The sequence below is a fragment of the Cryobacterium sp. 10I1 genome, assembly GCF_035019805.1.
GTDB classification, from domain to species: Bacteria; Actinomycetota; Actinomycetes; order Actinomycetales; family Microbacteriaceae; genus Cryobacterium; species Cryobacterium glucosi.
In genome coordinates this window covers 1-7,259 of record NZ_JASJVF010000171.1, presented here as the reverse complement: position 1 = coordinate 7,259, position 7,259 = coordinate 1, and the positions used below count along the sequence as shown (strand labels likewise).

Genomic DNA, 7,259 nt, shown 5'->3' with positions numbered 1-7,259 from the left:
AGTTAGAAACCTAGACGGAGAGCGGCGTGCACTCGTTAAGGCGCTCGGAAACCACCCACGGTAACGTCAGGAGAGCCGAATTTGTGTGCGATTTCGGACGCGGACCCGTCGAGCTGGTCTGGCCAATACCCGGCGAAAATGTCATACGTCCGCCGCCCCAGAAGCAGGGCGTCCATGGTCTGGATTCCTGCCATTATCTGGGCACCGTCTGCTTCGTCGATCAGGGGCGCCTGCCAGCCTCCGAACCTGAACCCGCCGTCGGTGTCTTCTTCAGGGCCCCCGGGAGCCTGGGAGACTCCGTCGAGCGTGGAGAACAGGTCGATGTGGATGCGACCGGTCACGAGAACTCCTTCCGTCGCGGCGCTGAGCCGCCTCATCGAGCACCATGCAGGCCAATCGCCACCGTGTCAAGAACCCCCAGGGGGCCGGCCGGCTTGGGGATGAGGTTACAGGTAAGCGCGAGGCGGTTCCGTAACGCCTCGTTGCGTAACTCGACGACATCAGTTACGTTACTAATAGGAACGTAAAAGGGAAGGCGGTTCTGGTGTCCGAGTCACCGATGGCGCCGCGCCGGCCCGGCGGTCGGGGCAGCGATGTGGGCCGCCCACGCGATCCGGGCACGGACAGGTCGATTCTGCGAGCCACGATCGAATTGCTCGCTGAGGTCGGCTATGCCCGCCTGACCGTGGCGGAGGTCGCCCGGCGGGCCGGCGTGAGTAAACCCGCCATCTATCGACGGTGGTCGCAGAAGTCGCAGCTCGTCGTCGAGGCGATGGTGACCCAAATGCGTCCGGCACGGAGCAGCGCGACCGGCAGCGCCGCCGGCGACCTGCTCTTCTTGACCGAACAGCTCATCGACATCCTGACCCGGACTCCGCTGGGGCGCGTTCTGCCCGGCCTGGTGGCAGAGATGGCCGCCGACCCCGTGCTCGCCACCAGTTATCGCGAGCTGATCATCGAGCCCAACCAACTCGATTGGCGCTCTGCCGTCGAGCGCGGAATCGCCTCCGGCGAGCTCGCCGCCGATACGGACACCGACTTCGTGCTCAACTCGCTTGCCGGGCCGTTGTATTTCAGCCTTTTGATCACGGGTGCGCCGATCGAACCCGGCTACGCGCGCGCGGCCGTCGATCTGGTGCTCGCCCGCTTTGGGACGGGCCCCGGCGAATGACCGGCAACTCGACCACTCGACGTCTGCGCACTCGTGTAGACCCCCTTCCCGTTTACTGAGTGCGGGCGGTGCTCCCGTGAGGACCCTCGCGCGGTGGTTCGTCGTCCTGATCCTGATCGCACACGGATCGCTCCACCTCCTCGGCGCTGCCCACGGTCTTGCCTGGGCCGAGGTGGCGACGCTGACCGAGCCGATCGCGCCGGCGCTCGGCGTGGTGTGGCTCGCCGCCGCGATCATGCTCGTCGCGACAGGAGTGCTGTTCGCGGCCCGCGCACGGATGTGGTGGGTCGCCGGAATCATCGGCCTGCTGATCTCCCAGACCGTGATACTGACTTCGTGGAGCGACGCCAAGGCGGGAACCCTCGCCAACCTCGTGCTGCTCGCGGCGCTCGGCTACGAGTTCGCGTCGAACGGACCGAGAAGCTACCGTGCCGAGTACCGGCGTCGTGTCGCAACCGCGCTGCGTGAAGCCGAACCCGACACGGGCGCGCTGGTGTCGGAATCCGACCTGGCTCATCTCCCGGCACTGGTCGCCGAGCATATTCGCCGCTCCGGCGCTGTCGGCAAGCCCCGGGTTTCGACCCTGCGTGCCACGATCCACGGCCGGATCCGCGCAAGCGCGACATCACGGTGGATGACCTACACCGGCGAGCAGGTGAACACGTACGGCCCAACGCCCAGTCGATTGTTCTGGATGGACGCCACGATGTTCGGCCTGCCGGTTGACGTACTGCACGTGTTCGTCGGCCGGTCCGCCACGATGCGCGTCAAGCTGTGCTCCCTGCTGCGGATGATGAACGCCGCTGGGCCTGAGATGGACCGGGCGGAGACCGTGACCCTGTTCAACGACCTGTGCATTCTGGCCCCGGCGGCACTCATCGACGCGCCGATTGCCTGGCAGCAGATCGACGACACTCATGCCAGGGGCGTATTCACGAACGGTGCGCAGACCGTGAGCGCCGACCTGACCTTTCGCGACGGCGATCTCGTCGACTTCCGCTCGGACGACCGGATGAGCACCTCGCACGATGGCTCGACCTTCACGCCGCAACCGTGGTCGACGCCGGTACGGGACTATCGTGCGTTCGGCTCCCGCCGACTCGCCGCCCATGGTGAAGGCCGCTGGCATCCAACCGCCCCGCCGGGCGAGTTCGTCTACCTCGAATACAACCTCGACGCCATCACCTACAACGCCGGTACTGCAGCGACGCGCGTGTGATCACTCCCGGGAACGCGACCGCCCCGGCCCTTGCCGTCCGGTCCTGCTCGGGTGTCAAATCGACTACAACGGTGCGGGAAAGTCGAGACAACGACGTCAGGAGCTGCTCATGTCCGGAAAAGGCACACACGGCACGTCCAACGGGACGACGGCACCACCGGATCGTCCGGAGAAGATCCGAAACGTTGCCCTGGTCGGCCGCTCGGGGGCTGGTAAGACGATGCTCTCCGAAGCGCTCCTTGTGGCCACCGGCACCATCAACCGGATGGGGTCGATCCTCGACGGCACGACGGTGAGCGATTCCGATCCGTCCGAGATCCACCAGCAACGTTCCGTGACGCTCTCGGTGCTTCCGCTGGTTGTCGACCAGGTGAAGGTGAATCTGCTCGATACCCCGGGCTACGCCGATTTTGTCGGCGAACTGCGAGCCGGCCTCCGGGCGGCGGATGCTGCGCTGTTCGTCGTCTCCGCCGTTGACGGTGTCGACGCGGCCACATCCGCACTCTGGGCGGAATGCGAGAGCATCGGAATGCCGCGCGGCGTCGTGATCAGCCGGATCGATCATCCGCGGGCCCGCTACGAGACGGTTCTGACCGAACTCCAGCGCGCCTTCGGCTCCTCGGTGGTGCCGGTCTACGTGCCGATCCGCACAGCCGGGGAGATCACCGGGTTGCTGGGGCTGCTCTCCGGAACGGTATCGGACTACTCGGCGGGCACCCCGCGTCCCGCCCGTCGGCAGGCGAACGACGTCGAACGCGCCGACTCCGAGTCGGCGCGAGCCGTCCTGATCGAGGGCATCATCGCCGAGAGCGAGGATGAGACGCTGATGGATCGCTATCTCGGCGGCGAAGAGATCCCCCTCGACACCCTGATCGCGGACGTGGAAATCGCCGTCGCCCGCGGGTCCTTCTTTCCCGTGCTGGCGGCATCCGCTGAAACCGGGGTAGGGGTGGCGGAGGTGCTCGACCTGTTGACCGGGGCCTTCCCGTCGCCGGTGGAACGCGGCGTGCCGGCGGTGGCGGAGCTGGACGGTCGGCCGATCGAGACTCTGGCGTGCGATCCAGCTGGGCCGCTACTCGGCGAAGTGGTGCGCACCACCATCGATTCCTTCCTTGGGCGGGTCTGCCTGGTGCGGGTCTTCTCCGGCACGATCCGGGAGGACTCGACCGTGCACATCGGTGGATCCGGGCTGGTCGATCGGGGCCGAACGGACCACGACAGTGATGAGCGAGTGACGCACCTGCAGTTCCCGATGGGGTCTTCCCTCAGCCCGGCACCGTACTGCGTTGCGGGTGACATCTGCGCGCTCACCAGGATGTCGAGCGCCGAGACCGGCGACACCGTGTCCGCTCCGGAGAGGCCGATGCTGGTCACTCCCTGGGAGATGCCGGAGCCGCTGATGCCCGTCGCCGTGCAGGCGGCGACGCACGGCGACGAAGATGCGCTTGCGAGGAGCCTGGCGAAGGTCGCCGCCGTCGACCCGACACTGCGCGTGGAACGGAACGCCGAAACCCACCAACTGATCCTGTGGTGCATGGGGGAGGCGCACGCCGAGGTCGTGCTCGACAGGCTGCGCGGCCAGGGTGTGAAGGTGCAGACCGTCGGTGTCATCACGCCGCTGCGGGAGACGTTCGCCCGGCCCATTGCCGCGCGGGGACGGTATGTCAAGCAGTCCGGTGGGCACGGGCAGTACGCCATTTGCGACATCGAGGTCGAACCGCTCGAACGCGGTGCGGGCTTCGAGTTCGTCGACAAGGTCGTCGGCGGGGTGGTCCCGAACCAGTACATCGGGTCGATCGAAAGAGGCGTCCGGGCACAAATGCAGAAGGGCGTTTCCGCCGGGTTCCCGGTCGTCGACATCCGGGTGAGATTGGTCGGCGGCAAGGCGCACAGCGTCGACTCCTCGGATGCCGCATTTCAGGCCGCCGGGGCGCTGGCGTTGCGCGAGGCCGCAGCCGCGAGCCGGATCCAGCTGCTGGAACCGGTCTCCGCGGTGACGATCAACGTGCCGGACAGCTATGTGGGCACGGTGATGACCGACCTGTCCACCCGCCGGGGTCACCTGACCGGGGTCACGTCGGTCGGAGAGGAACGGAGTGAGGTCACCGTCGAGATTCCGGATGCGGAGTTACTGCGGTACGCGATGGATCTCCGGGCCCTGACCGCGGGAAGTGGACGATTCCGTCGCGCCTACCTGCGGCACGAACCGGCGCCGTTGAATGTGGCGGCTGATTCCGTGACCCTGTGAGTCGGTCAGGTCTTCTTCAGTTCTTTTTCAGTTCCTCAGCGAGCATCACGATGATGCCGCTGGGGCCGCGGACATAGGTGAGCTTGTAGACGTCCTCATAGGTCGCGACGCCGCGAAGCGGAAAGCATCCGTGCGTCGCGGCTATCGCAAGGGCTTTGTCGAGGCTGTCGACGGAAAAGGCGATGCGATGCATGCCGATCACGTTGGGACGAGTGGGCTCCGTCTCGATCGCTTCGGGATGGATGTACTCGAAGAGCTCGAGACGCCCGTGACCGTCTGGCGTCTGCAGCATCGCGATTCTGGCGTGGTTGCCATCGAGGCCGACGGCGGTGTCGGTCCACTCGCCACTGACTTCGTCACGGCCCATGACCGTGAGACCGAGGTCGGTGAAGAAGGCGATCGTTGCTTCGAGGTCGCGAACGGCGATGCCGACATTCTCAAGCTTGATGGACATGCGTTTCATGCTACTGAACCGGATCGATCCCGGACCCTGCGGTCTCGTCGGCCACCCTGAACGCCCGTCGTATTCCGCCTCGCGCGAGCATGAGAACGATGATCAGCACAGTGACTTGAAAGAAACCGCCGAGACGGACGGCATCTCCGAATGCCAGGGCGACCAGTTCGAGCACCAGGAACTTGCTCCCCGGCAGCAGCAGCACCAGAGTGATTACGTTGACGATTCGAACCCAACGAGTTTCCGCCGAGCGGATCCGCGCGACGATATTCTTCTTGACCAAGAGCACGAGTTCAAGGACGACCTTGAGCAGGATCGCCGTCAGCAGTGCCAACAGGAAGCTTTCGGAGATGACGTCGGGAAACAGCTCGATGAACATTCCCAGCACCACGAGATAGACCAGCACGTCGACGAGGTCTATTGGGCGGATCCGCATGCCGCGAGTATAGCGACAGCGCCCGGACCGCCTTCGGACCCGACCTATTCGTTCATCATTCGCTGAGTTCGCCGATAAGGCGGAGTTCGTCTTCTCGGCTGAGTCCCGCTCGTCGCTCTCGGCCCAGGCCGCGAATTCGTTCGTCTGCGAGTACATCGTGCACGGTCTCGTGGATGCTTCGTTCCATCGCCCCGGATTCGAGGAACCGTTGGCGGCTGCGTTGGAAGAACGCATCCGCGCTGCGGGGAAGCCAAAGGGGCAGGGAGCGGGGCCCAGCCCAATAGTTGACTCCGTGTGCGACCAGCCAGTCGTCTTCCGCCGGGATGAGTTCGCCATCGTGGCCTGCGACCTGCTGTGCGGCAGCAAGAACGTCTGCGAGCTCCCGTTGGACGCCGACAGCGTTGTAGGTGCCCGTGAGACCGAGGTGACCGGCAGCGATGATCCACGCAGCGAGGTCCCTGACGTCGATGAACTGCGCGGCACGGCCATGAGCATCGGGTACGAGAACAGGCTCATGCGAGGCCAGGGCCAGGCGAGCCACCCAGTAGCTGAACCTGTCACTGGTGTCGCCCGGCCCCACGATGAGACCGGGTCTGGCGATGAGGAGACGGTCGCCGACGGCCCGGGATGTGACCCGTTCGGCGGCGACCTTGGCGTGGGCGTACTCAGCCGGGTCGGTTGGTTCGGCGAGATCGGCGTCTTCATCGGCATCCGCTTCACTGTTGCTTGCATACACGGAGACGGAAGATACCAGCGTCCAATGCGGGGTGGTGCCGGCCAGAGCCTCCAACGCCCCGGTTACGAGGCCGGCTTCGCAGCTGAGCTCGATGACGTCATCCCAGGTGCGATTCCTGACTGCATCGTAAGCGTCCGACGCTCGCCGGTCCGTGCGCACGAGGGTCGCGCCCGTGGCTACCGATCCCGACTCGCCGCGCGCCAGGCAGGTGACGTCCTCGCCCGCCTCAACCAGCTGCTGGGCGATCTCGCGGCCGAGCCAGGCCGTCCCGCCAAGGATGAGTGTGTGCGTCACGCTCAACAGCTAAGTGCATCAGACATGCGAAGACCGGGCGGTTCGCCACGAGCGCACAGCTCGGAGGAACCGAAGGCGACCGTGGTTCGGGCCTTCGATAACAACGGAGCATGGGTGGGTTTCCTCCGGGGGCACGCGGAACGCGACAACGGGGGATAGTCGTCAGGTCAGGGCGCTCACTAGAGTGGCCTCATCGTGTCGCTCGCGCAGAGTGCGAGCGCGGGGACTGTGCGATTGTACCGCGGCGGCGTCACGAAGATTTCAACTTTTCTTGGGGGACGAAGTGGCAGAACATGAACCGTGGTTTGGTCCGAAGAAACTGGGTGGCGGCTGGGGTCCGCGCACGTGGCAGGGATGGCTGATTCTTGCCGTTTTCACCGTTGCGGTGGTTGTGGTCACGATCATTGCGACGACGCACACCTAATGCGAATTCAGTTCGCGGAGCATCCGGCTAGGAAGGACAGGTCACAGACGTAACCCGTAGACGGAGCGGACGTCTATAGCTCCGCCACGGTCATCCTCTTCGAATTCAAGGCCGATCTTTTCCGCGACGCCTCTTGAGGCCCGGTTATCGGGGTGGATGATCGCGACCAGGTGAGCTGCCCCCAAGACGTTTCGGGCGAAGTGTTGACGCCGACCCAAAACAGGGCCAATAGTGCCGTTTGAAAACAGGACCACTATGTGTGTTTCTACTATGCCGT

7 protein-coding genes and 1 pseudogene are annotated in these 7,259 nt (G+C 65.1%); 3 read left to right on the top strand and 5 right to left on the bottom strand.

All coding sequences use genetic code 11. The features are described 5' to 3' along the window. Positions 1–98 precede the first annotated feature (98 nt). Positions 99–377 (bottom strand): annotated as a pseudogene (locus QN345_RS13535) (hypothetical protein); the annotation flags it as partial. Positions 378–559: 182 nt separating this feature from the next. On the opposite strand from QN345_RS13535, the gene QN345_RS13530 reads away from it, so the two are divergent. The 3 genes from QN345_RS13530 to QN345_RS13520 all read left to right on the top strand — a co-directional run bounded on the left by QN345_RS13530 (position 560) and on the right by QN345_RS13520 (position 4,638). Then, entirely contained in the window at positions 560–1,171 is a 612-nt protein-coding gene (locus QN345_RS13530) for a TetR/AcrR family transcriptional regulator (protein ID WP_323508755.1), read from the top strand. A gap of 76 nt (positions 1,172–1,247) precedes the next feature. Next, complete coding sequence (locus QN345_RS13525) at positions 1,248–2,390, top strand: DUF6544 family protein (protein WP_322136304.1); 1,143 nt, start codon at positions 1,248–1,250, stop codon at positions 2,388–2,390. 109 nt (positions 2,391–2,499) lie between these two features. Continuing rightward, positions 2,500–4,638 (top strand): elongation factor G-like protein EF-G2, encoded by a 2,139-nt coding sequence (locus tag QN345_RS13520; RefSeq protein ID WP_322136303.1) that lies wholly within the window; start codon positions 2,500–2,502, stop codon positions 4,636–4,638. 16 nt (positions 4,639–4,654) lie between these two features. On the opposite strand, the gene QN345_RS13515 is transcribed toward QN345_RS13520, so the two are convergent. From QN345_RS13515 to QN345_RS13500, 4 genes are all read right to left on the bottom strand, one after another. Next, complete coding sequence (locus QN345_RS13515) at positions 4,655–5,092, bottom strand: VOC family protein (RefSeq protein WP_322136302.1); 438 nt, start codon at positions 5,090–5,092, stop codon at positions 4,655–4,657. Between the two features lie 10 nt (positions 5,093–5,102). Further along, positions 5,103–5,528, bottom strand: a complete 426-nt coding sequence (locus tag QN345_RS13510; protein WP_134447153.1) for a hypothetical protein — start codon at positions 5,526–5,528, stop codon at positions 5,103–5,105. A gap of 55 nt (positions 5,529–5,583) precedes the next feature. Further along, positions 5,584–6,558, bottom strand: a complete 975-nt coding sequence (locus tag QN345_RS13505; RefSeq protein ID WP_322136301.1) for an NAD-dependent epimerase/dehydratase family protein — start codon at positions 6,556–6,558, stop codon at positions 5,584–5,586. 465 nt (positions 6,559–7,023) lie between these two features. Next, positions 7,024–7,259, bottom strand: a 236-nt coding sequence (locus QN345_RS13500) for a GNAT family N-acetyltransferase (RefSeq protein ID WP_323508754.1), incomplete at its 5' end; no start/stop codon positions are given.